We start from the raw sequence: 26,559 nt of genomic DNA, 5'->3' as shown, positions 1-26,559 counted from the left end.
TCTGAAGGTATGCCTTCCAGTTTCAATCCCTAATAGGGATTAGTAAAAGTTTCAACTATATTCTTTAGCAGTCTTTAGATCTTCCTCAGTTTCAATCCCTAATAGGGATTAGTAAAAGTTTCAACAGGACAATGCGTGGGTTGATCGAACAAATTTAAAGTTTCAATCCCTAATAGGGATTAGTAAAAGTTTCAACAGCAGCAACCTGAAAGCAAGTCTGTATTCGATTTTCAAGGTTCGTTAGCGCGGATGGGTGAATCATAGCATGAGAAATTGGGATTGTCTAGGGTGAAAATGGCTGAAACTCAGTCTGGGTAAGGAGCGCGGATGGTTGAGGTGGTGCGATCGCCCTCAAATCTTGTACCAAAAACAATTCAGCCATTTTTTCTGAGACTTCTTTTCCAACACCTACCCATCCGCGCATTAGACAAAGAAAATGGGGCTGTCAAAAGGCTGTTTACCCTAATTCACCTTAAATATCTCGACAGTTTCCTTTAACTGCTGGGAAATTTTCACGGTTTGTTGCAAAGATTTGGAAACTTGCACTGATGAATCGCTGGTGTGCTTAGAGGTGGCGGCGATTTGTTTCATTAATTCGCTGACAGTTTGCGATGTTTGGACTCCATACACGGTAGCAGTAGATATCGACTGAACTAAGGCATCAATTTGCCGGGAGATTTCCAAAATCTGACTGAGGCTATGCTTGGCATCTTCTACAATGTGCATTCCTTTGGCTACTTCGGTAACTCCTAACTGCATCGCTGCCACAACTTCGTTGGTTTCCTGCTGGACATTTTCCACAATTTCTTCAATTTCTTTGGTTGCCTGTGCCGATCGCGCTGCCAGTTCGCCGACTTCTTCAGAAACGACCACAAAACCTTGACCTTCTTCACCTACACGCGCTGCTTCAATACCTGCGTTGATAGCTAACAAGTTAGTTTGCATGGAAATCTGGTTAATTAATGCCACAACACGAGAAATCTCTTGTGTAGATTCTCCCAAGCGCTTGACCTTCTTTGCAGTGTCGCCGACAACTTGCCGTAAATGCGAAATGTTTTCCACCGTTGTATCTATAGCTTCTTCACTCTTGGTAGCAGTGTTAGTGGCTGTGTTGGCAACTTGTGCAGCTTGTTGGGCACTAGAAGCTACCGCTTGCATTGCCGAGGTCATTTGATCCACAGCATCCAGGATACGACTAATTTCGGTAGTTTGTGTTAGTGATTCTTGTGCAAGCTGGCGGATCGCTGTCTCGTTACAGCCAATTGCCTCATTTACCTGTATGGCTGATACCTTCACTTTCGCGATCGTGTCCCGCAGGCTTTCAACGATGGAGTTAAAAAAGTCGGCAACAGTACCAATTTCCCCTTCACTCACATCAGCACGCACCGTCAAGTCACCTCTGGCCGCACCTTCAACATTATCTAGCAGTTCTATCAATTGAGTAGTTTGTTGGGTTGATTTTTGTTGCCCTTCCTCAAGGAAAACTGTTTCTGTAGTACGATGACCTTGTTCTATTTGTTGAGTCAATTCTGCCTGTTCGAGAGCATAACCAGTTTGAATAGCTATCTGTTTAAACAAATTAATTTCTGTATCTCGCCAAGAGCGATCGCTCGAACATTGATGAGCAACTAATAACCCATATAGCTTCTTGTTAAAGAAAACAGGTGCTAGTAAATATGCTTTGACCGCCAGCGCTTCGAGTTGCTGAAAATAAGCATGACTAAAGTTATTTTCATAAATATTGTCAACTACTTTGACAGTACCTATTTGCAATTCATCAGAATACTCTTCCGCTAGAAAAGGGTCAGAATCTTTTGCTCCAAAAGCTGCTGAACAAGAGTATTCAACAGATTCAGCTATCATTTTACCTTGCCAATGGTCATCCAAATAATAGAAAAGAACTCGCTCGACTTGGAGAGCATCTCGCGTTCTCGATACTGCTGTTTTCAAGATTTTTTCACTGTGAAATAGTTCCCGGATGTGAGCAGTAATTTCATTAATTTGCAGTGCCAGTTTTGCTTCACGTTCTTGATGGTGGGCTTGTTCTATAATTCTGTCTGCCATTGTGTTAAAATCAATGGCGAATTGACCAATTTCATCATTCGCGAAAACTTCAGCCCGACAAGAGCGATCGCCTGTAGTAAATTTTTGAGCAGTTTGCAGTAAATTTTTGACTGGTTTAATAATTGCCCGTCTAAACATCACCGCCCAGATCGCAATCAAAAACGCAGCTATAACAATAATAAAGGCTTGTAAGATCAAGTTGTGTGTCAGCAAAGTATTGAGAGTTGTTTCGGGAGTTCCCCGCACTAAAATAGCCATTGGCTGCGTGTCATCAACAACTCTAGGCCCATCAGCTTCTTCAATAATCGTATTAGGTAAAGCCTTGGCTGCCATTGCGTAAGCTTGATTACCTATAACCATGCGTTGTGCTACTGTCGTGCCAGCACTGGCTTCGGCTGCTGCTGATAGTAAAGATATACCTGCTGGCGGCAACTCTACATTTGGTTGACTCTGATTGAAATCTTCTGACTGAGTTTGCAGCAGAGATGTTGCTAGAGTAAATTCTCCACTGGGTTTGCGTAGATAAACGGCACTATATCCCCCCCCAGTCGCTTGCAGTGTTTCTCGGGCGATCGCATCTTTGCCATTCACAATGTTACCAACAACTAAAGCGGCGATAACTGCTTTTGTGCTTGGGTCTTTAACAGGTGTTACCGTATAACGAACTAAGCAATCTTGTTTGCTAGAACTAGCCGCTAAACGTGGGAAATATTGATTTAATTCTGACCGGCTAATAGTTCTATTAGCTTTAATTTGTTGATGATTTTTGAAAACTTCTCTGACTAAATTACTAGGATTAAAAAATTTCCCTTGACGACCGAAATCGGAACTATCAATAATTTTTAAATCTTTTCCAACCAAGGTGGCATACTCTATTTTTATATCCTTGGCTTTATTTTTGAGAATTCGCTGAACTTCTGATTGCAAATCCTGACTTAAAGATTGACCAGAGTTATGGAGAATAGCCGCTTGCAAGATAGCAGGATTATCTGAGTTTTGCTGCGCTCCAAAACTCATTTGATTGAATTTGTTATTGTAATTAATATCTGTAATTGTTAACTCTGATTTAGCTTGTTCTAGTAACTGAGTTCGCGCTCCTTGAGTAATAATTAATATGGCTCCAATCCCTACTCCTAAAATTGATAGCAATTCACAAGCAAACAAACCTACTAACTGTTTGCGACTAATAGGAAGATTATAAAACCACTGGAATAAGGACTTTTTGGTTGGAATAGAAGTAGCAATACTATGTTGATTTGGTTGTGGAACCTGAGAATTATCAATCATTAATTTATATGAAGATTGGGAATGTATAAAATTGGAATTATCATCTTTGCTAGCACCATTAAATCTATAACTCATACGCTAATCCTCTGGATTACAAAATTTTTATTCTTAAAGACTAAGTGCAAACCAATCATGAACATAGTTGTGTTTAAATTTGTGCATTTAAAGATTAGCAATCTTTTTGCCTGTCGCATATTCTCTCAAATAGGTGACTAATTTAGATATTAATAACCCCAGAGAATAAGAAAAAGTATTTTCTTGTGATTTTTTATACAATTTTTGTGAACTGTGTATGATGGGAGAGCCAGAGGATCTTAATTCTCACCTGCCAGGTTCAACTTGGCAACAAGGGTTTAGAGGCTCTGCCTCCGACAATGTTTATAAGTTATGTATGGTTTATATCATTTGAAAAATTTTTGGCAAAAAATAAATACCTCTTGAACTCTACCTTTTGTGGGAAGAGTTTTGAGGTAATTACGGGTAGCTAAGTAGACATGATATTATACCAAGGCTTTGCGAATATCAATAAGAGTAGTATTATACAAATACTGTTTGTCAATCCCTGCTTACATCCCTCCACTTAGTAGGGACTTTGTTATTTGAATACATGGGTAAACCGTGCATGAAACTTTGGTATACACATAAGTTCCTCAAATTGCGTCTGTTAAATTTTGTTGACAAATCAAATATTGGTACGAAATTCGGTTAAAACCATTAATTGGTTGACAAATTTAGTCTAAAAATCGCCTAAATATTAAGACCTAGGCTGTACAATTCAAGTTTTATATAGAAAACTTGTAAATGGTTCCAGTCATTCTTAGTGGGTTTTATTTAATTTCGTGTGGGTAAAGACTATCTTGATTCACAGGTGATTGTTGGCACTATTTACTAGGGGTGCAAGAAGTCAGCGTCTACTGACTGTAAATGCGAATGTCAAAACCTAAAGAAAGTGATATTCGACTACAAGAAATTTATTTCAGGAAATATAATCTCCTGGTGGGGTGATTCTTAGGCAGGTATGTGCTTGGGGTAATAACAATTCCTGCCAACAACAAATGTAAAAGCTTAGCTCTCTTGCAAAATTACCTTTTGCAAGATAAGGGTAGGCGTTAAAGGATTATTTTGTTCCTTTAGCCTTGCCTTTTATTGTTATGACTGCTAAGCTATATCTTTTTTTGGTGTTCAAGATAGGGGTTGTTATTTGTGCAACTAACCCCTGTGTTGTGCTGTGTTTTCAATTCACAATCTAGAAACAAAATTTTCGGTTATTTGTGGACGGAGGAGTGTTAATGACTGATTTAATTCAAGATGTTTTAAATAGCGATGAAAAAAAGAATTTACGTCAGTTCGCAACTCTATTGCGCCAGTCAGAAAAAAAGTATTTGTTACGTAACGAAATTCTCAATACTTTCCACGACTACTGTAAACAACAAGAAAATTACGAGCATCTCTATCACAACTCTTACTTGAGTAAATTGGTTTATTTTACTCAAGAAATTATTCTGGATTCTGAAAGCCTTTGCTTGGTTATCCGTCCTCAAATTGCGACTCAACAAGCCTATCGACTGTTAGATGATTTCACAGTAGAGTCGGTAAGCATCCAAGAGTTACTAGACTTACGCGATCGCCTTGTTAACCGCCATCATCCCCAAGAAGGCGGCGTGCTGAAAATAGATTTTCAACCTTTCTATGACTATTCCCCCGTCATCCGTGACCCGAAAAATATCGGTAAGGGTGTAGCTTTCCTTAACCGCTACTTGTCCAGCAAATTGTTTTACGATCGCCGTCAGTGGCAAGATGCTTTGTTCAATTTTCTGCATCTGCACCACTACAAAGGCCATCAACTGCTGATTAGCGATCGCATTCAGACTCAGCAGCAGTTATCTAACTGTGTGAAGCAAGCGTTAACCCTACTGGCTAACTACCCCGCCGATACACCTTACGAAAACTTCCGGTGGGAATTGCAGAATCTCGGTTTTGAACCTGGTTGGGGAAACACCGCCGATCGCGTACACCAAAGTCTGGAAATGCTTGACCAATTGATAGATTCTCCAGACAATCAAGTGCTAGAAGCCTTTCTTTCCCAGATACCGATGATTTTCCGGATACTTCTGGTGTCGCCTCACGGTTGGTTTGGACAAGAAGGAGTGTTGGGAAGACCGGATACAGGCGGACAGGTGGTCTATATCCTCGATCAGGTGAAGGGACTAGAAAAGCAACTTCAAGAAAACATCGAACAAACAGGATTAGATGTGCTTGGCATTCAACCCAAAGTGATTGTGCTGACACGTCTAATTCCCAACAGCGAGGGTACAACTTGTAACCAAAGGCTAGAGAAAATCTACGGTACTAACAATGGTTGGATTTTGCGCGTTCCCTTCCGAGATTTCAATCCCAAGCTGACGCAAAACTGGATTTCCCGATTTGAAATTTGGCCCTATTTAGAAACCTTTGCCATTGATGCACAAAAAGAATTGCTGGCAGAGTTTCAAGGTAAACCCGATCTGATTGTAGGGAACTATACTGATGGTAACTTAGTGGCATTTCTACTCGCAAGGCGGATGAATGTCACCCATTGTATAATCGCCCACGCCTTAGAAAAATCTAAATACTTATTTAGTAACCTCTACTGGCAAGACCTAGAAGATAAGTACCACTTTTCATTGCAATTCACCGCAGACTTGATGGCGATGAATGCGGCGAACTTTATTGTCAGCAGCACTTACCAAGAAATTGTTGGTACGCCAGACAGCATTGGTCAGTACGAATCTTACCAGTCTTTTACCATGCCGGATTTGTACCATGTGGTGAGTGGCATTGAGTTATTCAGCCCCAAGTTTAACATCGTACCTCCTGGTGTCAACGAAGATGTTTACTTCCCCTACACCAGGACAGAAGAAAGAAAATTGAGCGATCGCCAACGCTTAGAAGACCTACTGTTTACCCTCGAAGATCCAACACAAGCTTTCGGGAAATTACAAGACCCCAACAAGCGTCCCATCTTTTCCATGGCCAGACTAGACCGAATTAAGAACCTGACCGGTTTGGCAGAATGTTTTGGTAAAAGCAAAGAACTGCAAGAACACTGCAATCTCATCCTCATTGCTGGTAAACTCCGTAGCGAAGATTCCACCGACCACGAAGAAATTAGCGAAATCGAGAAACTCTACCACATCATTGACCAGTACAACCTGCACGGCAAAATCCGGTGGTTGGGGGTACGTCTACCCAAGGGTGACTCTGGCGAAATCTATCGAGTAATTGGCGATCGCCGAGGAATTTTTGTCCAACCAGCCTTGTTTGAAGCCTTTGGTTTAACCATTCTCGAATCAATGATTAGCGGACTTCCTACCTTTGCTACTCGCTTCGGTGGTCCGTTAGAAATTATCCAAGATAAAGTCAATGGGTTCTACATCAACCCCACCGACCAAACAGAAATGGCAGATATTATCTTAGAGTTCATTGCCAAGTGTAACCATGACCCCAACTACTGGAACGAAATCTCACAACGCAGTATCGAACGAGTCTACAGCAACTACACTTGGAAAATTCATACCAACCGCCTGCTGTCTCTGGCAAAAATCTACAGCTTCTGGAACTACACCTCTCAAGAACAACGCGAGGATCTGCTACGTTACATTGAATTACAGTTTCATATGATTTACAAGCCAAGAGCCAAAGCGCTTTTGGATAAGCATATGCAACAGTAAGCCAAAAAAAGGATTTTGCTTGGTGTCTTTGTGTCTTGGTGGTGAAAAAAATTTTTTGAACCACAAAGACACTAAGACACAAAGAGAAAAACTATCTTTCAATCCTCAGTAGTCCGCTGAGTTGGTTTGATGAGATGGCAATTGTGAACAAAAATGGCACAATCGAAGCACCCCATCAATAAAATCATGGCAGTGCCACAATTGAAGAAGATAGTGTCTGATTCAAATGCCACCTTTACCTACATATACCCAACAACCTTGGATAGAAACTTACAGTGAAATCATTGATGTTCGCTCTCCCAGTGAATTTGCGGAAGACCATCTCCCAGGTGCAATCAATTTACCAGTCCTGAATGATGCCGAACGCGCCGAAGTAGGGACGATATACAAACAAGTTAACCCCTTTAATGCCAGGAAAATCGGCGCTGCATTGGTAGCAAAAAATATCTCTCAGCATCTGGTTCAACACTTTGCCGATAAAGAAAAAAACTACCATCCTTTGGTGTACTGCTGGCGGGGTGGACAGCGCTCTAATAGTATGGCTTCGGTACTTAGCCAAATTGGTTGGCGAGTAACGTTACTCGCAGGCGGTTACAATACTTATCGCGCTTATGTGCGTCAGCAATTGGAAGATTTGCCCAAAAAATTTACCTACCAAGTAATGTGTGGTCTCACTGGTAGCGGCAAGACTTATATTTTACGCCAGATGTGTAAACGTGGCGCTCAAGTTTTAGATTTGGAAAGTTTAGCTAACCATCGCGGTTCTCTTTTGGGTGAAGAGTGGCAAGGTAAAGCTTCACCCCAACCTTCACAAAAATACTTTGAATCTCTGTTACTGCAACAATTGCAAAGCTTTAATCTTGAACAGCCAGTGTGGGTAGAATCGGAAAGTCTGAAAATAGGTAGTATATATCTGCCCCAGTCTTTGTGGGAGAAAATGAAACAAGCAAGCTGTGTAGAAATTCAACTACCCATAACTGCAAGAGTTGAGTTTCTCTTACAGACATATTCACATCTGGTAAATTATCCCGATATTTTAAAAGCGAAGCTAGAAAAACTTAAATTCCGCTATGGCTGGCAAAAATTAAACGAGTGGTATCAATGGATTGATGCTGGCAAGTGGGAATTATTTATAGAAGATATCTTGCAGTTTCACTACGATCCAACCTATCGCAAGTCAATCCAACGGCATTTTAGCAATGTAGAACGAGTGCTCTCAATACCAGATTTATGCGATCGCAGCATTGATAAATTGTTAGATTGTATCTGCTCGAATACTTATACTATCGCTTAGTACAGCGTTTCATTAATTCGTAGCGAAATTATTTATGAAAAGACTCTGCTACCTGGTGCGCTTACTCCGCTACCTGGTGCGTTTAAAAAAGCTACAATTTTACGCAAAGTTGTACTTAGGCTACCCACAGCCCAACCCACAACCCCAACTTTAACTCCTCGACGAAAAAAATAAATAAACCTTGATCGATATTCCTGGTAGCGCTGATTACGCGCTATCATCGGATATTGGCATGTTAAAATGTGTATCCCTGAACATCCATGACCGCTTCTTACTCTTCATCCCAATCCAACACAAACAACAGTGCGAACACATTTATTACCGACCATCGACTGGTGGATCGCAGTAAGCTAACCCAAATGTTTCAGCACTATGTCGAGACGAAGGAGAAGTATCCGCACGCGGTGTTGCTGTATCGAGTGGGAGACTTTTTTGAATGCTATTTTGAAGATGCTGTGACTCTGGCGCAGGAATTAGAACTTTACCTCACCAGCAAGCCAGTCGGAGAAGTAGGAAGGGTATCAATGAGTGGTGTACCGCACCACGCTTGGGAACGCCATGCTACCCAGTTGGTTGAAAAAGGATATGCGGTTGTAATTTGCGATCAAGTGGAAGATGCGGCAGAAGCTGCTGGTAGGTTGGTGCGGCGAGAGGTAACGCGCGTTCTGACTCCTGGCACTTTGCTAGAAGAAGGAATGCTAAAAGCTAGTCGCAATAATTACCTCACGGCTGTGGTAATTGCTGGGGAACATTGGGGTTTGGCTTATGCAGATATCTCTACAGGCGAATTTCTGACTACGCAAAGCAGTAATGTAGAACATTTGACACAGGAATTAATGCGCTTGCAACCTGCGGAGGTGTTAATTCCTACTAACGCTCCTGATTTGGGTAGTTTGCTGCGTCCGGGGGAGAAATCTGAGCATTTACCGGAATGCTTGCCACCTGCGTTCTGTTATGCACTGCGATCGCAACTTCCTTTTTCTGCTGGCGAGGCAAGATCGAGATTGTTGCAGAAATTTAAAGTGCGATCGCTCGAAGGTCTTGGTTGCGAACATCTCCCTTTGGCAGTGCGTGCGGCTGGGGGTTTGCTGGAATACCTGGAAGAAACCCAAAAAGAAAATTCCGTTCCCCTGCAAGCACTCCGCACCTATACTATTACTGACTACCTGATTGTAGACCATCAAACGCGCCGTAACCTAGAAATTACGCAAACAGTCCGTGATGGTAGTTTTCACGGTTCTTTATTGTGGGCGTTAGATAGAACTTCTACGGCGATGGGCAGCCGAGCTTTACGACGATGGTTGTTACAACCGCTACTTGATACCAAAGGCATTCGGGCGCGGCAAGATACGATTCAAGAACTGGTGGAGAATACGCCCTTGCGTCAAGATTTGCGGCAGTTGCTACGGCAAATTTATGACCTGGAACGCTTGACGGGACGGGCTGGTTCTGGTACTGCTAACGCCAGAGATTTAGTAGCTTTAGCAGATTCTTTATCTAAATTACCAGAAATAGCACTGTTGGTAATGGAAGCTCACTCTCCGTTCCTCAAAGCCTTGCAGAAAGTGCCGCCTGTTTTGGAAGAGTTGGCAAAAAAAATCCAGGCTCATATTGTTGAATCGCCGCCGATACATATCAAGGAAGGCGGGTTGATTCGTCCTGGAGTTAATCCGCAATTGGATGAGAGACGGGCTTTGGTGGAGGAAGATCACAAATGGATTGCCAATTTGGAAGTAGATGAGCGAGCTAAGACAGGTATTCCGACACTGAAGGTAGGATTTAACAACACTTTTGGTTACTATATCAGTATTTCCCGAGCCAAATCCGACCAAGTACCATCTAACTATATCCGCAAGCAAACCCTCAAGAATGAAGAACGCTACATTACCCCAGAGTTGAAGGAACGGGAAGTGCGGATTCTCACAGCGCAGGACGATTTATATAAGTTGGAGTATGAAATTTTTGTAGCGTTGCGGGAAGAAGTCGGACAGCAGGCGGAGGCTATTCGTAACCTTTCTCGGGCTGTCGCGGCGGTAGATGTGTTGTGCGGTTTGGCGGAATTGGCTGTGCATCAAGGTTACTGCCGTCCAGAGATGGTGGAGGGACGAGAGATTTATATTGTCGATGGGCGTCATCCAGTCGTGGAACAGTCTTTGCCAGCAGGGTTTTTTGTGCCGAATTCCACACAATTAGGGAATAGGGTTGAGGGAATAGGGAATAGTAGAGAAGAAAATTCCCCCCCTCTCCCTCTCTCCCCCTCTCCCACTCCTGACCTAATCATCCTCACAGGGCCGAATGCGAGTGGCAAGAGTTGTTATTTAAGGCAGGTGGGGTTAATTCAGTTGATGGCGCAAATTGGTAGTTTTGTGCCTGCTAGGTATGCCAAGTTGGGAGTGTGCGATCGCATTTTTACACGTGTGGGTGCAGTGGATGACTTGGCGACGGGTCAGTCTACATTTATGGTGGAGATGAACGAGACTGCGAATATTCTCAATCATGCCACATCGCGATCGCTAGTATTGTTGGATGAAATCGGCCGGGGAACGGCAACTTTTGATGGTCTTTCGATTGCTTGGGCGGTAGCAGAGTACTTGGCAGCGGAAATTCAAGCGCGGACGATTTTTGCGACACACTACCATGAGTTGAATGAATTGGCGTCACTATTAGATAATGTGGCCAATTATCAGGTAACAGTGAAGGAGTTACCTGACCAAATTATCTTTTTGCACCAAGTCCAACCAGGAGGCGCTGATAAGTCCTACGGTATTGAAGCGGGACGGTTGGCAGGTTTGCCAGCAGTGGTGATTCAGCGGGCAAAACAAGTGATGGGACAAATTGAGAAGCACAGTAAAATAGCGATCGGTTTGCGTGAAGGTCTTCAGGAATCTGTCGATTGACTAATTATTTGTCCGTAAAGGGTGGGTCAGTTTTCAAAGGCTGGTAGAGTTATTTGACAATACCTGTTGGGTGTTTGCCATTTTTTCGCTAAGTTTCAAACTGACGAGATTAATCAACGGTTGGCGCTGAAGTTGGATAAAATAAGTGGTGAAGTGATGAGTAATGAAGCAAATACCTGCCGGAAGTATGTTGAGCCAAAACTAAGAGATGCGGGGTGGGAGAAGGAACCACACGATTATACTGAGCAGTATTACTTCACTGATGGCAAGATTCGCCCCAAAAACAAGCGTCAGCCTCGTGGTAAAAGGAAATTTATAGATTATTTGCTGCTATATAACGGAGAATTTCCTTTAGCTGTAGTAGAGGCGAAAAGGAAACACAAAACACCTGATGAGGGACTGGAACAGGCGATCGCCTATGCCAAAATTCTAAACGTGAAGTTTGCTTACTCTACTAATGGGCAAGGAATTGTAGAGTATGACTTTATCATGGGTAAACAGTCCGATGTTATGGACTCATTCCCAAGTCCCAACGAACTTTGGCGACGGTTAACAGGGGAAGAACAAGAACAAATTAGACCAGACATTGCTGAGAAACTGCTGGTTCCTTTTTATCCAACGCCAGGTAAACCACTGCGTTACTATCAACGCAATGCTATTAATGCAGCACTAGCAGCAATTTTCAAAGGTCAAAAGCGTCTACTGCTGACAATGGCGACGGGGACAGGTAAAACTACTGTTGCCTTTCAAATTTGCTGGAATCTTTCAAGCATGGAATGGAACAGTTCTGGGGAACCTCGTTCTCCAAGAATTCTATTTTTAGCAGATAGAAACGTGCTGGTAGATGACCCCATGAATAAGGATTTTTCTGCCTTTAATCAGGAGAAAATTTACAAAATTCAGGGGGAAGCGAAAAAAGGACGTGACCTTTACTTTGCTATTTATCAAGCAATTGGTGATAGAGAAGATAGCTTTGGACTTTACAGAGAATATAGTCCTGATTATTTTGACTTGATTATTGTTGATGAGTGTCACCGAGGTAGCGCCAGGGATGAAAGTAACTGGCGACAAATTCTAGAACATTTTGAACCCGCGTATCAATTGGGATTAACAGCGACACCGCTACGAGATGATAACGTTGATACCTATCGCTACTTTGGCAATCCCCTTTACACATATTCTCTCAAACAAGGGATTGATGATGGTTTCTTAGCTCCCTATCGAGTTTATCGGGTTACTACTCGTTCCGATCGCCAAGGATGGCGACCTAATGCTGAACAGATTGATCGCTATGGAAGAACAATTCCTGATGAAGTTTATCTGACCCCAGACTTTGAGCGGAAATTGGTAAGACAAGCGCGGACAAAGGCGATCGCCCAACACATTACTGATTTTCTCAAAAGCAGCGATCGCTATGCCAAAACCATTGTCTTTTGTGTGGATGAGGAACACGTTAAGGCAATGATCAAGGAATTACGCAACCTCAACAGCGATATCACCAGAACAAATCCTGACTACATAACTCGCATTACCTCTGATGCTGGTGATGTAGGTAAGGGACATCTCTACAAATTTAAAGATGTCTTAGATGAAACTCACATTATCGCTGTTACTTCTAAGTTACTGACAACTGGTGTAGATATTCCCACATGTAAAAATGTTGTGCTTGCACGTGTAATTCGCTCTATGACAGACTTTAAACAAATTATTGGGCGTGGAACTCGTGTGCGAGAAGAACGTAGCAAGGTGTATTTTAATATACTAGATTACACCAATAGTACGGTCTTATTTGAAGATAGAGATTTTGACGGAGAACCCGCCCTAATTAATGAATCAGAGATAGACGATCAGGGGCAAATACTCTCTGAACATCAAGAGGAATTGGAGTCAAGAGAGTTAGAAGCGGAAACAGACGACTTGGAAGAGGATGAAAGGTCTGGATTTTGGGGACTCCCAGATGATGATGACGAACCACCTCGAAAATATTATGCTGACGGGGGAAGTGAAGAGATTGTTGAAGAAAGAATTTATGATTTAGACGCAGACAATCAACTGCGCTTGTCTCAATTAATTGACTACACCAGAGAACAAGTTCGCATCCTTTATCGTTCCACTATAGAAATACAGCAACACTGGGCAGATCCAGAAAAGCGTTCAGAAATTATTGAGTTGTTGGCAGATCGGGGAATTGATTTTGAGGAATTGAAAACAGTTACTAATCTTCCCGAAGCAGACCCTTTTGATTTACTATGTCATATTGCCTTTGATGCTCCGGTGCTAACTTGCAAGCAAAGGGCTGAAAGGTTGCGTCGTCGTCAACCAGACTTTTTTCAGCAGTATGGGGAAGATGCAAGGGCAATTTTAGAGATTCTTTTGGACAAGTACGCACAGAAGGGAGTTGAGGAGTTTAATATTCCAACGACATTTAAGGCTAACCGCGAGTTTGATAAATATGGCAATGTGGCTGAAATTGCTCAACGATTTGGTGGAGTTCAGCAACTGCGAGAAGCAGTCAATCAATTACAAAACTTACTGTATTCTGCTTAAATAAATGCCCAAACGCACCAACAAACAAAACGATAAACCCGTCACCACAGTCCAAAAACTGGGAAGCGTGATTAAGTCAGCGCGTGACATCATGCGGACGGATAAGGGGTTAAATGGAGAATTAGACCGTCTCCCCCAGTTGACGTGGATCATGTTTTTGAAGCTTTTAGATGATTCCGAGAAACTGCATGAGGTGGAAGCAGAGTTAGAAGGAATATCCTATAAACCAACCATTCAACCGCCTTATCGATGGCGAGATTGGGCTGCTAATGAAAATTTTACTGGCGATCGCCTGAAAAGTTTCATCAACAATGATGAGGCAATTTTACCAGATGGCACCAAAGGTGCAGGGTTACTCGCCTATTTGCGGAATCTCAAAAGCAAAACCGGACGCGATCGCGCTGATGTCATCGCCAAAGTGTTCAAAGATGTCAACAACCGCATGACTAGCGGGACATTGCTGTGGGATGTGCTGAATAAGGTGAATGAAATTCACTTTGATAAATCAGAAGAGGTGAACTTCCTTAGCACCCTTTATGAGTCCATGCTGAAGGAAATGCGGGACGCTGCGGGAGATTCGGGAGAATTTTACACCCCCCGTCCCGTAGTGCGGTTTATCGTCCAGGTGATGGAACCGAAGTTGGGGGAAACGATTTTTGACCCTGCTTGCGGAACTGGTGGTTTTTTGGTCGAGGCGTATGAATACTTGAAAAAACAGTGTAGCGCCCAAGATTGGCAGATACTGCAAAAAAGCATTATTGGCGCTGAGGCTAAATCCTTGCCATTAATGTTAGCGCACATGAGTTTGCTGTTACACGGGTTTGAGTATCCCGATATTGATGATGGTAACAGTCTGCGGTTTACCCTTTCAGAGATGGGTGAAAAGGATTGGGTAGACGTGATTCTCACAAATCCGCCATTTGGGGGTGAGGAGGAAGACAGAATTAAAAATAACTTTCCTCCAGATAGACAAACCAAAGAAACGGCGTTGTTATTCCTTCAGTTGATTATGCGTCGTCTCAGACAAAGACCCCGTGTAGGGGCAATTCATGAATTGCTCCTACAAAATGGACGCGCAGCAGTAGTATTTCCCAATGGGGTGCTATTTGGGGATGGCATTTGCGCCAAGATCAAGGAAGATTTGCTCAATAATTTTAATCTGCATACTATTGTCCGTTTACCTAACGGAGTGTTTGCACCTTATACCAGCATTCCCACAAATTTGTTATTTTTTGACCGTTCTGGACAAACGGATGAGATTTGGTACTATGAAATTCCGTTACCAGAAGGACGGAAAACTTACACCAAGACTAAGCCAATACAGGATGAAGATTTTGCTGAATGTGTGGCATGGTGGAAGAAGCGGGAAGAGAATGAACACGCTTGGAAGCATAACTTTAGGGAAGCTTATAATCAGGCGATAAAAGAAGCTACACCTCATTGGGATGCTGCTAGAAAAGCAGAGGAAACCGCTAATCAGCTTGCAAAGACAGTGAAGGAATTAGCTGAGAAAATCCAAGGCTTAGAGAATTTAATTTTGGACTTTTCGCCACCAAAAGAAGTTGCACAGATTCAGAATCAAATTCAAGTAATCAAGGATGAGATAAAACAGGCTCAAACTGAGGAGCAAAGTCAGCGCGAGATTGCTAAAGATGAGAAGGCTAAAGGGGATGCTATTTACTGGGCAATTTATAATTTAGACCGCAAAAACCCGAATAGTCAGCAGGACTTTGAGCATTTACCACCTGAGCAGTTAGTGGCAGATATATTAGAGAAAGATAGGCGGGTGGCTGAGATTATGGCAGAGATTCAGCAAGTTTTGGCAAGTGAAATTACGAAATAACATATTAATATTTATGAACATTATTTATAGGTAGATGATGCAGGAGCAAATACTAAAATGAGTGAACAGTATCAAAAGGTTCGCTTTGATAAATTTTTAAAGAGAATAGAGCGTAAGATTACTGTTGATGATTCTATAACTTACAGTTGTGTAGGGGTTCGTTGGTACGGCATGGGTGCTTTTGTCAGAGAGCAGCAGCTAGGTATGAATATTGCCCGAAAACAACAATGGGTAATTAAATCTGGTGATATTGTTTATAACAAACTATTTGCTTGGCAAGGGTCTTTTGCAATTGCGGATAAATCAGTTGATGGTTGTATTGTTTCTGATAAATTTCCCACATACGAAGCTGATATTTCATTAATAGACCTGAAATATTTGAACTATTACTTTCGTACTAAAGAACTAACTCAACAAGCTCAAAACCTATCTAAAGGTGCAGCAGCAATAAGTAAATTAACACTAAATCCTTCACAGTTTTGGGATTTGACAATACCCCTACCATCACTAGAGGAACAACGGCGAATTGTGGCGCGGGTTGAGGAACTGGTGGGGAAGATTGAGGAAGTGCGATCGCTACGTCAAAAGGCACTTATAGAAACAGAGGCACTTCTTGCTGTTGAGTCAACAAAATTATTAAGCAAGACTCTGATTAAAGGTCAGTTATCAGATGTTTTGCTTGAAAAACCCAGAAATGGTTGGTCAGCAAGATGCGACAATATGCCAGAAGGGACTCCCATTTTGTCACTTGGTGCTGTTACAGGATTTTCCTACCGCCAAACAGAATTTAAAAGAACATCAGAACCTGTTTCCCTAGATGCACATTACTGGTTAAAACCTGGTGATTTACTCATTACCAGAAGTAATACTCCTGAATTGGTAGGACACGCAGCAATTTACAATGGTTCTCCCTATCCCTGTATTTACCCTGACTTGATGATGCGCTTAGAGATTGATGAATTTAAGGCGAATAAACAATTTGTACATCATTGGCTTGCTTGTACGTTAGTTCGTGACTATATCAAGAGTAAAGCAAAGGGAACCAGTCCAACTATGAAAAAGATTTCACAGGAAGTTGTTATGAATATTCCTTTTCCCTCAGATTTATCCATCTGCGAACAACGTCGCATCGTCGCCTACCTTGATGAACTACAAACCAAAGTAGACAAAATGAAACGACTAAGAGAAGAAGCAATCAAAGAACTTGATGCGTTACTACCTTCTATCTTAGACAAAGCATTCAAAGGAGAATTGTAGGGGAACTCTTAATTAACAATGCTATTTCCTTTTTCTATCTAAGTACCCTTTGTAACCAAAACCACTGCCAAAGCCACCTCCAAATATGATAATTATCTTTAAAATTTCTTGATATACAACTACATCCTTATTTACTAAGAAAATAGTTAAAAATCCAAAAAATAGTAAGAATATAATAATTGTAATTAGATTATATTTTCTAGCTGACTGCGTATCCGCAAAAGCTCTTTCATCATCTTTTTCAAGAATATCTAAAATCCGGGTGATATGCTGTTCAGTAATCTTATCTTGAATAGGTGAAACCAAGGAAGAAGAAGAAATACGTTGCATAGAGAGAGTTGCTTGTACAACTCTCCTTAATTGTGGAGGTAGTCCTTCTAACTCATCAGGAAGCTTTTCTAAATCTCCTCCTTCCTCATCTTGTTCTTTTCGTTTGTTATCCGAGCTTTGTTGAGGTTGATTTTCTTGCTCAGACATTCTATTTACTCCTGATCAAGCGAGATACATCTAATGAATAAATAGCTGTTTCCATATCTTCAATTTCTTCTGTTGAAGTGTACAACTTAGAAGTTAAAAATTTCAAAATTTTCTCTTCTAAAGCATCTTGAATCCTAAGCTCAACTTCATTCTCGATAAAAATTGAACAGGCATAACGAACTAAAGCTTCAAAAGCTTTATCACTAATTTCTCCACTTTTATGCAAATAGGAAAAATAAGACAAGACACCTTTAAGTTTTTCTACATTCAACCTAGTGAGATTACGGTTACTGGCAATGGAAATTTTGCTTGAATCATTTTTATGTAACAACATACAAATCTCCTCAACTATACATCATATTGTTGAGTATTAATGTCCTTAAAATTCCTCACAAAAACGTCATTTTTGAAATAATAAGTCATTGTTGCTAGATTATTTAGTATTCTCCAAAATAGATCATATTTCCCAATATGTTTAAGTTTTGCATGAATTTTGTAAATTTGCTGTAATAATAAAAAAAATTAAACAATGGCTGGTTAAAACGTTCTGGTTGTGGTCGTGGAACAAACCATATTTTAACCAATCAAGAACAGAGCAACCGGACTTGCTTTCACTGCTCCCAAGCTCCGAACATTATAAGCGGCTACAAGATATTGCTGCCCCTGGTGGTAATATCTGCGCTAACCTATCAGCATCAACCCCCACAACCTTAGCTAAAGCCTCCAACTGCTGACGAGAAGGAGGCGGATTAAAACGAAAGTTTTCCGAAGGTGCGATCGCACTCCCAAGTCTTGCTGCCTTACCTAATCCAGTAGGTGTTATCTTTACAAAAGTTTGGCGATCGCATACCTCTGCTAACATTGAGTGATTGTTAATCATCTTCCCTGTCTGCCGAATCTTGCGACTAATAGCTTTGACGTTGCTGATTGAAAGTATGAAACTGCTAACATCAGATTGACAATCTACTAGCGTAGAAGCAATTCATGAATTGCTTCTACAAAATTCATGCCTCGATTCGGCAACGCCATAGCTTTAGCTTCATCCAGAGATAATTGCTCAGTTTCCAAAATCAGAGGTATATAAAAGAGTGAGTAATTAGTCTCTTCGTTGCTAAAGGGCTTACCAATGCTTTATCGTCTCCAACGCCTTGCCCTTGCCACTATCACACTTTCCCTAACTTTTCTCATTTCCTGTGATGTCCAAATGCCTGCAACACAGGTAGAGACAACACAAAACCGTAAAAAGGAACCGTTGCGGCTGCAAGAAAAGGGACTTCAGCAGTTAAATCAAGGTAAATTTCCTGAAGCTTTAGCAACGTTTGAGCAAGCTTTGAGTATTTTCAAAAAAAATAGGCAGCGTCAAGGTGAAGGCACGACTCTTAAATATATTGGTCAAACTTACGACAGCATGGGTAAGTATGCCAAAGCCATAGAGTCTTATCAGCAAGCCTTAACCATTGCTAAAGAAGTTGGCAATCAGACCGAAGAAATCGAAACTCTCAGCAGAATTGGGTTAGTTTACTATAAAGTCGGTGAGTATTCAAAAGCACTGGAGTTTTATCAGCAAGCTTTTGTCACCAGCGAACAAGTCTATAACAAACAGCAGGAAGCAGACATTCTTCACCAGATTGCTTCTGTTCTAGAAGCACAGCAAAAGCCAGAGTTAGCGATCGTTTTCTATAAGCAATCGATTAATACTCGGTCGGGAATCCCGGAAAATCTACAAGTATCGCCACACAAACAAATTCAGCAATCGTATATAAACAGGTTTGCAGATACCTATCGCCATCTTGCAGATTTGTTGCTCAAGCAAAACCGTGTAGTGGAAGCGCAAGCAGCTGTTGACTCGCTCAAAGTTCAAGAATTAGATAGTTATCTGCGTGGTGTACGAGACAAAGCCAAGACACCATACCGCATGGAATATCTGCAACCAGAAAAGCAAGTTGTGGATAAATTCAATAGCGAAATATCTCAAGTTGTGAAACAAGGCAAAGAACTGAGCGAATTGCAGAAAATTCCTGAAAAAAACCGCACTCCCCAACAAGAGGCGCGGCGACAACAAATTGAAACGGCTCAAAGAGAAACTTTAAAAGAATTTCTCGCATTTAGCGATAGTCCCGAAGTAATGGCTCACCTCCAAAAACTCAATCGCACCACTGGCGGTGAAAACCTCAATCCCAAACTGCTTAGGCGTCTTCAAGATACTCTCAAACAACTCAAAATTAACGCAGTTTTACTTTATCCCCTTGTTTTAGAAGATCGCTTGGAACTGCTGCTAGTTACTCCCTATACTCCTCCTATCCGCCGTTCTGTTGCTGTCAAACGCCAAGAACTAAGCCGCGCCATTACTGAATTTCGTGATGCCTTAATGAATCCGCCTGATGATGCGAAAGCACCAGGGCAAAAGCTTTACAATTGGCTAATTCAACCGATAGAACCTGCTTTGAAGGAAGCAAAAGCGAAAACTATTATCTATGCACCAGACGGACAGTTGCGCTATATTCCCCTAGCTGCGCTCTATGATGGCAAAGAGTGGCTGGTGCAGAAGTATCGGGTAAATAATATTACTGCTGTTAGCATTACCGACTTAAACAAACGCCCCCAGAATTTGAAGATATTAGCAGGTGCTTTCACCCAAGGAAATTATGATGTGAAAGTAGGTAAGCGTACGTTTAAGCTTGGTGGACTGCCTTTTGCAGCCAAGGAAGTAGAAAATGTCACAGCAGCGTTTCCTGGTTCGATAAAACTGCTGAACTCCAACTTCAGCGAAACAGAAACTTTGAAGCAGATGAGTAATTACTCCATCCTCCACTTTGCTACTCATGCTGCTTTTGTACCAGGTGCGCCAGATGAATCTTTTATTTTGTTTGGTGATGGTAATGCAGTAAACATGCGCCATTTGCGATTTTGGAATCTCAATAACGCTGATTTAGTCGTATTGAGTGCCTGCGAAACCGGGTTAGGAGGAAAGTTAAGCGACGGGATTGAAATTTTAGGATTTGGCTATGTTATGCAAGAGGCGGGTGCAAAAGCTGCGATCGCCTCATTATGGCAAGTAGCTGATGACGGTACGCAAGCACTGATGCATAATTTTTATACAACACTGCAAAAAGATAAGCTGAGCAAAGTCGAAGCACTGCAAAAAGCTCAATTAGCGTTAATTGATGATGTTTACGATCATCCCTACTACTGGGCAGGATTTATTTTGATTGGGAATGGGTTGTAGGCAGAAGACAGTGGCGATGAAAAACCTCACCCCCTGCCCCTCTCCCTAGCAAGGAGAGGGGAGGTTTACTTTCAACTCAGAAGCCCATGCGATTTCATCACACAACAAACGAATGAAAACAAATCTTGTCCTTTCCCCCTTAACCTTTCCCCTTTCCCCTATTTTCAACTCAGGAGGGAGGGGTCAGAGGTTGGGGGGCAAAAGACAGCAAGGATAGTAATATTTCTGTCTATGTTCTACAAGTATCAGCGGAGGCAACCATATGAAATTTCCACTGCCAATACTGATGATTTTCATCCTGTTGATATCTGGTTGCGATCAACAAATAAATCTCAATAGCAGCGCCGCTGAACTGAAAGAATCAGAATCTGATACAGAAGCGAGATTGATTGCTGTCGGTGATATTCTCATGCATATGTCTGTGATTCGCTCGGGGTACAACCCAAAAAAGAAAGTTTATAACTTTAAGAACTTTTTTAAGCAAGTCAAGCCAATTATTTCCACAGGAGATTGGGCGATCGCTAATCTTGAGACAACTGTAGCCGGGTCTAAATTGGGCTATTCCGGTTATCCTCTTTTTAATGCGCCAGCGCAAATAGTAGATGCAGCCAAATGGGCTGGCTTTAATGTTTTAACAACGGCGAATAATCATACGCTAGATAAAAGGGAAAAGGGACTGATTAACACGATTAAAAATATTCGTGTGCGGGGAGTTGTGCCCGTTGGTACAGCTACCTCACCTCAAGAAGCCTCAAAGATTTTAATTATTAAGAAAAAAAATATTTCTATGGCGATTATGGCTTACACCTATGGAACAAATGGCATTCCTATTCCCAGAGGAAAGAATTATCTAGTCTCGCTTATCGATGAAGATAAAATCCTCAAAGATATCGCCAGAGCAAGGAAACAGGGAGCCGATGTGGTCACGATTTGTCTTCATTTTGGCACAGAGTATCAGCGTCTACCTAATGCCCAGCAGAAACGACTGGTGCGGAGGTTGATTAGAGGCGGAGCTGACATTATTCTTGGTAGTCATCCTCATGTAGTTCAACCTTATCAAATCTTCAAAGTCCGAGGGAAAGATAAGAAAATTAGAACTAGAGTTGCTATTTATTCAATGGGAAACTTTATTGGTAATCAAGTTGGCAAGCATAGAAACCTGGGAGTAATTTTTTCAGTCAAGATGCGCCGACGTTTTCCAGAAGGAAATGTAGAAATTACTCAAGTAGAAGCGATTCCCACTTGGATTTATAAATATAAACGGAATAATCAGTTGAAATTTCGCGTTTTGCCAATTGAAGCTGTCGTGACTAGTTCAAACAATTCACTTATTCCAACTCCCATGTATCCAGTTCTAGAAAATTACCTTGCTGAGATGAATAATCATCTTAAATCCCTAAGCGTTAAAAAATAGTATTATTGCTATATAGTAGCTTGATTCAAATTTGTAATAAATAATTAAAAAATAAAACTTTAACTATTATTTATATATTAATTAACGTATTCATAACCTATTTTTAACTACAAAGAATGTAGTTTATATCTCATGCTGATGTTTCAGTAAAGATTGATCTTTAAATACGAAAAATGTGAATTTTTCTATCATCATCTTGAATCGTGTAGTTAGTTGTGATAGCAGCAGTTGCATCTAGTGTATGTTCTGTAGCGATCGCCTAAACCGTAACTTGGAACGGTAGTTCAAAGAGTAGAAACCAGCATTTCCACTGGTTTTGAGTGTCAGTTGTTTAAAAACGACTTAGTTTCAATCAAGATTTAGCATCAACGGAGCAAATATCATGGTGGTCAATGGAATGAAATTGGGGCTTAACCGCTTTACGTTGGCTGTCTCATTAACACTAACAGCAGCGACTTTCGCTGCGTCAATGCCTTCAGTCAAATCTCAAGGCACAAACACCATTGCTATTGATGGTTCCAGCACTGTTTACCCAATTACCGAAGCAGTAGCGGAAGACTTTCAAAAGCAGAAAGGAGGTGCAGTTAAAGTTACGGTTGGTGTTTCTGGAACTGGAGGCGGTTTCAAAAAGTTTTGCAGCGGACAAACAGATATCTCTAACGCTTCCCGCCCCATCCTCGCTAAAGAAATGGAGGCGTGCAAAAAAGCTGGTGTTCAGTACATCGAACTGCCAGTGGCTTACGATGCTTTGACAGTTGTTGTCAATCCCGCCAACAACTGGGCAAAAAGCCTGAGTGTCGCTGAACTGAAAAAAATCTGGGAACCAGCAGCACAGGGCAAGATTAAAAATTGGAACCAAGTACGCCAAGGATTTCCTAATGCTCCCCTAACACTCTACGGCCCTGGCCCAGATTCTGGTACATTCGATTATTTCACCGAAGCCGTTAATGGTAAGAGCAAAGCCAGCCGTACTGATTACACACCTAGTGAAGACGACAACGTACTAGTTCAGGGGGTTAGCCGTGATAAAAACGCCCTTGGCTATTTTGGCTATGCCTATTACGCAGCCAACCAGAACAAAGTGAAGGCTGTGCCAATTGATGGCGGCAAAGGCCCAGTGTCGCCCTCCAAGGAGACAGTAGAGAATGGAACTTACCAACCCCTGTCTCGACCCATATTTATTTACGTTAGTGCCAAAGCGGCGCTGCGCCCAGAAGTGAAGGAATTCGTTGAGTTTTACCTGAACAACGGTGCTAAATATGTGCAAGAAGTCAACTATGTTCCTCTACCAGCCCAGGCTTATCAGATTGCACTAGGACATTTCCAAAAGCCCAAACTCGGCACTGTCTTTGGTGGAAAGGAAGCAGTAGGGCTGCAAGTTAATGAACTGCTACAGCGCGAGGCACAGCAGTAGACTTATTGCAGAAGTTAGGGGAAAGGGGAAAGGGGAAAAGGGCATGGGGCATAGTAAAAATCAGTACTTCAATCCCCAATTCCCAATCCCCAATCCCCATTTTCAAGACCTGGGCTGAATGAAATGTTAATATTCCATGCACCAGCAAGCTGAGACGTCTAAACAAATTTCAATATCCCCAAAGTTAGTGCGGGATTTGCGAGAACGGGTGATAGAGTTCCTGTTATTATTTGCAGCTCTTTCCTCAGTGGCAACGACTATTGCAATTATTGTTTTGTTGGTATATGAATCTGTAGAATTCTTTAGTAAGGTTTCCCTACAGGAATTCCTTACAGACACTCAATGGTCGCCTTTGTTTGCTGATGCTCATTATGGAATCTTACCCCTCGTTTCTGGAACTTTGGTGACAACCGCCATTGCTTTATTAGTAGCAGTACCGTTGGGTACGATAACGGCGATTTATTTGAGTGAATTTGCTCATGATAGGCTGCGGGAGGTAGTTAAGCCCTTCCTAGAGTTGCTGGCAGGTATTCCTACGGTAGTGTATGGTTATTTTGCCCTCTTATTCGTTACCCCGCTGTTGCAGATCGTTCTTCCCAATCTACCTGGGTTTAATATGTTGAGCGCAGGATTAGTCATGGGTATCATGATTCTTCCTCTGGTTAGTTCTATTAGTGAAGACGCCATGCGGGCAGTTCCCGTGCATCTGCGCGAAGGTTCCTATGCAATGGGGGCGACACGCTTACAAACGGCTTGGCGAGTAGTATACCCCTCCGCCATTTCTGGGATATTTGCAGCCTATATTTTAGGAATTTCCCGGGCTGTTGGGGAAACAATGATAGTGGCGATCGCAGCTGGATTGCAACCAAATTTAACTTGGAACCCAATGGATCAGGCTGCAACAATCACCGCCTACATAGTGCAGGTCAGTTTAGGAGACCTTCCCCACGGCAGCCTTGAGTACCAAACGATTTTCGCTGCTGGGCTGACCTTGGTACTGATGACACTTATATTTAACATTATTGGGTATTTTTTGAGCAAGCGCTATCGGGAAATTTACTAGTATGTCAGGAGACAATCTACAGGAACTCCGAGCCAATATTTCTCGCCGCAAATTGCTAGATGGTATTTTTGCCATTCTTGGCTTGTTAACAATTCTCGTAGCAGTCATTACCTTGCTGGCGCTGATCGTGCGTTTGGCGATAGATGGCGCACCCCGTTTAGATTGGCAGTTCTTTACTTCTTTCCCCGGCCGCAAACCCCAACAAGCCGGCATCTTCTCCGCTTGGGTAGGAACAAGCTTAGTCATGTTGGTAACGCTTGTTGCTGCAATTCCATTAGGTGTAGCCTCTGGTATTTACCTGGAAGAATACGCCCCGAAGAATTGGCTGTCTGCACTGATTGAGATCAATGTCACCAACTTAGCAGGTGTACCTTCGATTATCTATGGTCTGTTGGCACTGGGTTTGTTCGCCGATCGGTTAAAATTGGGTGAAAGCATTTTAACAGCAGGTTTAACTTTAGCCCTATTGGTGTTGCCAGTCGTGATCGTAACAACGCGCGAGTCTCTGCGAGCGATTCCCAACAGTATCCGTGAAGCCGCCTACGCGCTGGGAACGACCAAATGGCAAATGATCTGGGATCATACTTTACCCTATTCGATGGGTGGCATTTTAACGGGGATAATTGTGGGCTTGGCAAGAGCAATTGGTGAAACTGCGCCCCTTATCACCATCGGTGCTCTAACTTTTATAGCCTTTTTGCCAGAGTCTCCGATCAAAAGCGAGTTCCCTTTTATCTCCTTTGAATGGTTAAAAGCACCGTTCACGGTCATGCCTATCCAGATGTTTAATTGGGTATCTCGTCCGGAACCAGCATTTCAGCTGAATGCAGCAGCAGCAGGTGTCGTACTCATTGCCATGACCCTTGTTATGAATGGAATTGCTATTTATCTACGCTATCGTTTTCGTAGGGGTATTAAATGGTAGACAAAGCCCAGGATAACAACATACCAACAAAGCTTCAACCAAAGGCAACGGTTAATCACCTCAATTTCTACTATGGTTCTGTCAAGGTGTTGAAGGACGTCAACATGGTAGTAACCAAGAACAAAGTAACTGCCTTGATTGGCCCTTCTGGGTGTGGTAAAACGACCTTACTGCGGTGTTTCAATCGTCTGCATGACCTCTACCCAGGCAATCGCTATGAAGGAGAAATCTTACTAGACTCCTCTCCCGTTAACGTTCTCAGTCGGAAGGTTGACCCGATAGAATTGCGGATGCGGATTGGTATGGTATTTCAAAAACCCAATCCCTTCCCGAAGTCAATTTATGAAAATGTAGCGTATGGTTTGCGAGTACGGGGTATATCAAAGCTAAGTATCATTGATGAAAGAGTAGAGCAAGCCCTTCGTGATGCTGCTTTGTGGGATGAAGTCAAAGACCGTTTGAAAGACTTGGCTTTTCAGCTTTCCGGGGGTCAACAGCAGCGTTTATGTATTGCTCGCGCTTTAGCAACCAATCCAGAATTGATTCTTTTTGATGAACCAACTTCTGCTCTAGATCCCAATGCAACTTCTAGCATAGAAGAATTGATTGGTCAGTTGAAACAACAAGTCACCATTTTGATTGTCACCCACAGCATGCAGCAAGCAGCTAGGATTTCTGACTACACAGCTTTCATGTACTTGGGTGAATTAGTGGAGTTTGGGGTGACAAAGGATGTGTTTAGCAGTCCCAAGCAGCAGCGGACAGCCGAATATGTGTATGGACATATTGGTTAGCTTGCGTAGCGATTTTGGAGCAGTGATACCAAGTTGCGTTCTAACATGTCATTCTGAGCGCAGCGAAGCATCTTGGAGATGCTTCGCTGCGCTCAGAATGACAGATTACTTCTTTGACTGCAACTTGGTATGACAATGTTAGGTTTAAACATTCGTGTATCGTCCCGTAGGGAATTTAAACCTAATAAAATCCAATACAGTTCAGTTAAGATTTTGATCCCCCCTAGCCCCCCTTGAAAAGGGGGGAAAATTACTTTAAAGTCCCCCTTTTTAAGGGGGATTTAGGGGGATCTCCAAAGATTGAATTGTGCTAACTGAACTGTATTGTAATAAAATCCCGAAAATCT

The 26,559-nt window shown here is 42.1% G+C and carries 16 protein-coding genes and 1 CRISPR repeat array (1 of these 17 cut by a window edge); of the genes, 12 read left to right on the top strand and 4 right to left on the bottom strand.

Annotated features, from left to right (window positions below):
• Positions 1–196: direct repeats of the CRISPR family, unit length 37 nt; unit sequence GTTTCAATCCCTAATAGGGATTAGTAAAAGTTTCAAC (it extends 2,168 nt beyond the left edge of the window).
• Between the two features lie 266 nt (positions 197–462).
• Positions 463–3,426: a methyl-accepting chemotaxis protein gene (locus FIS9605_RS0128775; RefSeq protein WP_026735668.1), complete on the bottom strand. Its 2,964-nt coding sequence runs from the start codon at positions 3,424–3,426 to the stop codon at positions 463–465.
• A 1,214-nt stretch (positions 3,427–4,640) separates the two neighbouring features.
• Here FIS9605_RS0128775 and FIS9605_RS0128770 point away from each other — a divergent pair.
• The 6 genes from FIS9605_RS0128770 to FIS9605_RS0128740 all read left to right on the top strand — a co-directional run bounded on the left by FIS9605_RS0128770 (position 4,641) and on the right by FIS9605_RS0128740 (position 16,899).
• Positions 4,641–7,061 (top strand): sucrose synthase, encoded by a 2,421-nt coding sequence (locus FIS9605_RS0128770; RefSeq protein WP_026735667.1) that lies wholly within the window; start codon positions 4,641–4,643, stop codon positions 7,059–7,061.
• 226 nt (positions 7,062–7,287) lie between these two features.
• Positions 7,288–8,355 carry a tRNA 2-selenouridine(34) synthase MnmH gene (gene mnmH / locus FIS9605_RS0128765; RefSeq protein ID WP_026735666.1) on the top strand — a complete coding sequence of 356 codons (1,068 nt, stop codon included), beginning with the start codon at positions 7,288–7,290 and terminating at the stop codon, positions 8,353–8,355.
• A gap of 260 nt (positions 8,356–8,615) precedes the next feature.
• On the top strand, positions 8,616–11,252 hold the full coding sequence (gene mutS, locus FIS9605_RS0128755) for a DNA mismatch repair protein MutS (protein ID WP_026735664.1): 2,637 nt from the start codon (positions 8,616–8,618) through the stop codon (positions 11,250–11,252).
• Positions 11,253–11,408: 156 nt separating this feature from the next.
• Positions 11,409–13,799: an EcoAI/FtnUII family type I restriction enzme subunit R gene (hsdR, locus tag FIS9605_RS0128750; protein WP_026735663.1), complete on the top strand. Its 2,391-nt coding sequence runs from the start codon at positions 11,409–11,411 to the stop codon at positions 13,797–13,799.
• A gap of 4 nt (positions 13,800–13,803) precedes the next feature.
• A complete protein-coding gene (locus FIS9605_RS0128745) occupies positions 13,804–15,642 on the top strand; it encodes a class I SAM-dependent DNA methyltransferase (protein WP_026735662.1) in 1,839 nt (612 codons plus the stop codon).
• A 57-nt stretch (positions 15,643–15,699) separates the two neighbouring features.
• On the top strand, positions 15,700–16,899 hold the full coding sequence (locus FIS9605_RS0128740) for a restriction endonuclease subunit S (protein ID WP_026735661.1): 1,200 nt from the start codon (positions 15,700–15,702) through the stop codon (positions 16,897–16,899).
• 21 nt (positions 16,900–16,920) lie between these two features.
• Here the strand turns inward: FIS9605_RS0128740 and FIS9605_RS0128735 are convergent, their stop codons facing one another.
• The 3 genes from FIS9605_RS0128735 to FIS9605_RS0128725 form a co-directional block, all read right to left on the bottom strand.
• Positions 16,921–17,376, bottom strand: coding sequence for a hypothetical protein (locus tag FIS9605_RS0128735; protein WP_026735660.1), 456 nt, complete (start codon positions 17,374–17,376; stop codon positions 16,921–16,923).
• A gap of 1 nt (position 17,377) precedes the next feature.
• The gene (locus FIS9605_RS0128730; RefSeq protein ID WP_026735659.1) at positions 17,378–17,710 is read right to left on the bottom strand and encodes a hypothetical protein; all 333 of its coding nucleotides are present in this window, start codon (positions 17,708–17,710) and stop codon (positions 17,378–17,380) included.
• Between the two features lie 300 nt (positions 17,711–18,010).
• Positions 18,011–18,256: a hypothetical protein gene (locus FIS9605_RS0128725; RefSeq protein ID WP_026735658.1), complete on the bottom strand. Its 246-nt coding sequence runs from the start codon at positions 18,254–18,256 to the stop codon at positions 18,011–18,013.
• A gap of 246 nt (positions 18,257–18,502) precedes the next feature.
• Between FIS9605_RS0128725 and FIS9605_RS0128720 the strand changes: the two genes are divergently transcribed.
• From FIS9605_RS0128720 to pstB, 6 genes are all read left to right on the top strand, one after another.
• Positions 18,503–20,602: a CHAT domain-containing protein gene (locus FIS9605_RS0128720; protein ID WP_026735657.1), complete on the top strand. Its 2,100-nt coding sequence runs from the start codon at positions 18,503–18,505 to the stop codon at positions 20,600–20,602.
• Between the two features lie 262 nt (positions 20,603–20,864).
• Positions 20,865–22,016 carry a CapA family protein gene (locus FIS9605_RS0128715; protein WP_026735656.1) on the top strand — a complete coding sequence of 384 codons (1,152 nt, stop codon included), beginning with the start codon at positions 20,865–20,867 and terminating at the stop codon, positions 22,014–22,016.
• A 382-nt stretch (positions 22,017–22,398) separates the two neighbouring features.
• On the top strand, positions 22,399–23,430 hold the full coding sequence (locus tag FIS9605_RS0128710) for a PstS family phosphate ABC transporter substrate-binding protein (protein ID WP_082209874.1): 1,032 nt from the start codon (positions 22,399–22,401) through the stop codon (positions 23,428–23,430).
• A 136-nt stretch (positions 23,431–23,566) separates the two neighbouring features.
• Positions 23,567–24,493, top strand: a complete 927-nt coding sequence (pstC, locus tag FIS9605_RS0128705) for a phosphate ABC transporter permease subunit PstC (RefSeq protein ID WP_026735654.1) — start codon at positions 23,567–23,569, stop codon at positions 24,491–24,493.
• A 1-nt stretch (position 24,494) separates the two neighbouring features.
• Entirely contained in the window at positions 24,495–25,418 is a 924-nt protein-coding gene (pstA, locus tag FIS9605_RS0128700) for a phosphate ABC transporter permease PstA (RefSeq protein WP_026735653.1), read from the top strand.
• Entirely contained in the window at positions 25,412–26,212 is an 801-nt protein-coding gene (gene pstB / locus FIS9605_RS0128695) for a phosphate ABC transporter ATP-binding protein PstB (protein ID WP_082209873.1), read from the top strand. Before pstA ends, pstB begins: the two co-directional genes overlap by 7 nt.
• Positions 26,213–26,559 lie beyond the last annotated feature (347 nt).

This window comes from Fischerella sp. PCC 9605 (assembly GCF_000517105.1).
Taxonomy (GTDB): domain Bacteria; phylum Cyanobacteriota; class Cyanobacteriia; order Cyanobacteriales; family Nostocaceae; genus PCC9605.
Note: the sequence above shows the minus strand (reverse complement) of the source record. Positions and strands in the feature narration are given on the sequence as shown.